This window comes from Bradyrhizobium sp. ORS 375, from assembly GCF_000239775.1.
Taxonomy (GTDB): domain Bacteria; phylum Pseudomonadota; class Alphaproteobacteria; order Rhizobiales; family Xanthobacteraceae; genus Bradyrhizobium.
In genome coordinates this window covers 1-2,997 of sequence record NZ_CAFI01000068.1, presented here as the reverse complement: position 1 = coordinate 2,997, position 2,997 = coordinate 1, and the positions used below count along the sequence as shown (strand labels likewise).

Below are 2,997 nucleotides of genomic sequence, written 5' to 3'. Positions count from 1 at the left end.
CCACCCGCAAGGACGGCAGCAAGGGTGTAATGCCGCACTTCATCGACCGCGCCAAGCCAGGCGTGATCGCGGTGACCGCCGATGGCGTGCGCTTCGCCAATGAGGGCAACTCCTACCACGACTTCGTGCAGGCGATGGTCAAGGCGGCCAAGCCGGGCCGCGAGATCGCGGCCTTCCTGATCACCGATCATCGCAGCTTGCGCCGTTATGGGCTCGGCTGCGTGGCGCCGTTCCCGATGCCGCTCGGGCATCATCTCAGCAGCGGCTATCTCAAGCGCGGGGCGACGCTCGCCGAGCTCGCGCGCGTCACCGGGATCGATGCGATGTCGCTGGAGGCAACCGTCGCCGCGTTCAATGCCGACGCGGCGCTCGGGCAGGATCCAAGCTTCGGCAAGGGCTCGCGCGCCTACAACCGCTACCAGGGCGATGCACTGCATGGGCCGAACCCCTGCGTCGCGCCGATCAAGGACGGGCCGTTCTACGCGATCAAGATGGTGATCGGCGATCTCGGCACCTATGCCGGCATCCGCACCGACGAGCATGCCCGCGCGCTCGATGCGCAGGGCCAGCCGATCGAGGGACTGTATGCCGCTGGCAACGACATGGCGAGCATCATGGGCGGCAACTATCCCGGCGCCGGCATCACGCTCGGACCGGCGCTGACCTTCGGCTATATTGCCGGCCGGCATCTTGCCGAACGCGCCAAGCAGAGGAGCGCCGCATGAGCGACCAGCAGATGTTGGCCGGGAAGCTCGCACTGGTCACCGGCGCGGCACATGGCAATGGCCGCGCCATCGCGCTCGGGCTCGCTGGCCGCGGCGCCGATGTCGTGATCACCGACATCGACCTGGAGGGCGCCGAGCGCTGCGCGGCGGAGATTCGCGGCCATGGCCGCAAGGCCTGGGCGCACCGGCTGGATGTCACCGACGCCGCCGGCTGCAAGGCGCTGGCGGCGCAGTTGCGCGCCGAGGTGGGTTCGATCTCCATCCTCGTCAACAATGCCGGCATCATCATCCGCGAGAACATCGACTCCCCCCGCGCCGCAGAGAATTGGCAGCGCGTGCTCGACGTCAATCTCAACGGCGTGTTCAACGTGACCTACGCGTTTCTCGTCGCCTTGCGCGAGACGCGCGGCACGATCGTCAACATCGCCTCCGTCGCCTCCTTCATCGGCATCAGCAACACGCTCGGCTATTCGCCGTCCAAGGGTGGCGTAAAGTCGCTGACGCAAGCGCTGGCGCGCGAACTCGCCGCCGACGGCATCCGCGTCAATGCGATCGCGCCCGGCGTGATCGCCACCGCGATGACGGAATCCACCCGCAACGATCCGGAGCGGCTGGCCGGCTTCATGAGCCGCACCCCGCTCGGCCGGGTCGGCCAGCCGGAGGAGCTCGCCGGCCCGGTGGCGTTTCTGGTCTCCGACATGGCGTCCTACGTCAACGGCGTGACCTTGCCGGTCGACGGCGGCTTCCTGGCGGTGTAGGCAGCGGCCGAACCAGGGGCACATCGCAGCATGAGCAGAGAGAGCCGCGGCATCCAGTCGATCGAGGTCGGCGGCGCCCTGCTGCAGGCGCTGGCGCGCAGCGGCGAGCCGATGATGCTGCGCGACCTCGCGCGCGAGGCCGGGCTGCCGCCCGCCAAGGCGCATCCCTATCTCGTCAGCTTCTCGCGCATCGGCCTGATCGAGCAGGACGAGACCACCGGCCGCTACGAGATCGGCCCGCTCGCGCTGGAGCTCGGCCTGATCAGCCTGCGGCGGCTGTCGGCGGTGCGGATCGCCACGCCGAAGATCGCCGCGCTCGCGAGCGCGATCGATCACGCGGTGTCGCTCGCGGTGTGGGGCACCAACGGCCCGACCGTGGTGCGGCTGGAGGAGCCGAGCCACGCCGTACACATCGTGATGCGCGTCGGCTCGATCATGGCGCTCTTGGAGACCGCAACAGGCCGAGCGTTTGCGGCGTTCCTGCCGCCGAAGACGGTGAAGGCAGCACTCGACGCCGGCCTCGATCATCTCGGCGTCGGCTACAATCCCAAACGTGCGCCGAAGAGTCCGAAGGTGGCGGAGATGCTGGCCGAGGTGCGCGCGCAGGGGCTCGCCCGCGCCGTTGGCGATCCCCTGCCCGGCGTCAATGCGTTCGCAGCTCCAGTGTTCGATCATGCCGGCCACGTGGCACTGGTGATCACGGCAATGGGGCCGGCCGGCACCTTCGATGCCGGCTGGCACTCCCCGCTCGCCAACCGCCTGCGCGCCTGCGCGGCCGAGATCTCCAAACAGCTCGGCCACGGCACGGTGCAGCCGTAAGGCTTACGCCGCGGCGGAGCGCTGCTCCGGCCACGGCTCCGCCCAGGCCGGCAACCGCTGCAGGCTGTCGAGCCAGCGCATAATGTTCGGAAATGTTTCGAACGGCATCTCCGCCTCGCGCCAATCCGTCGCCATCGACGCTGCTGCAAAATCTGCGATCGTCAGCCGGTCGCAGGCGATGTGGCTGTGCGAGCGCAGATGCGCGTCGAGCACGGACGCGTAGGTCTTCAGCGGCGCGACCTTGTCGACCAGCGCCGCGCGGTCCGGCGCTCCGAGGCCGAAGTTCTTGCGCACGATGTGCTCGAAATAGAACGGCGCGACGGCCGGGTTCCAATGGCTGTCGGTCCAGGCCAGCCAGCGCAGCACCTCGACCTGCTCCTGCGGATGGCGCATCGGCCACATGTCGCAGCTCTCGCGGATGCAGAGATGCGCCATGATCGCGGTCGACTCCCACAGCACGGTGTCACCGTCGACCAGCACCGGCGCCTTCATGTTGGGATTGAGCGCGGCGAACTCCGGGGTCTTGAGTCCACGGGTGATGTCGATGAACTCGGCGGGAACGCCGAGATGCTTGACCAGCGCCAGCACGCGGCGCGGGGCCTGGGCTTTGATCCAGTAGATCTTCATGACGGGGGTCTCCATGGCTGATGCCTTGAAGACGAACGCGCGAGGGGCGGATCGACAGGGGTGGGCCA

At 68.5% G+C, this 2,997-nt stretch carries 4 protein-coding genes; 3 read left to right on the top strand and 1 reads right to left on the bottom strand.

The genetic code is table 11. The features are described 5' to 3' along the window. The 3 genes from BRAO375_RS06245 to BRAO375_RS06235 all read left to right on the top strand — a co-directional run. The coding region (locus tag BRAO375_RS06245; protein WP_035639219.1) for an FAD-binding protein at nucleotides 1-725 on the top strand (725 nt) is incomplete at its 5' end. Then, the gene (locus BRAO375_RS06240; RefSeq protein ID WP_009026613.1) at nucleotides 722-1,483 is read left to right on the top strand and encodes an SDR family NAD(P)-dependent oxidoreductase; all 762 of its coding nucleotides are present in this window, start codon (nucleotides 722-724) and stop codon (nucleotides 1,481-1,483) included. The genes BRAO375_RS06245 and BRAO375_RS06240, both read left to right, overlap by 4 nt. A gap of 30 nt (nucleotides 1,484-1,513) precedes the next feature. Beyond that, the gene (locus BRAO375_RS06235; protein WP_009026612.1) at nucleotides 1,514-2,302 is read left to right on the top strand and encodes an IclR family transcriptional regulator; all 789 of its coding nucleotides are present in this window, start codon (nucleotides 1,514-1,516) and stop codon (nucleotides 2,300-2,302) included. A gap of 3 nt (nucleotides 2,303-2,305) precedes the next feature. Here BRAO375_RS06235 and BRAO375_RS06230 read toward each other — a convergent pair whose 3' ends face one another. Continuing rightward, nucleotides 2,306-2,929 carry a glutathione S-transferase family protein gene (locus BRAO375_RS06230; RefSeq protein ID WP_009026611.1) on the bottom strand — a complete coding sequence of 208 codons (624 nt, stop codon included), beginning with the start codon at nucleotides 2,927-2,929 and terminating at the stop codon, nucleotides 2,306-2,308. Between the last annotated feature and the right edge of the window lie 68 nt (nucleotides 2,930-2,997).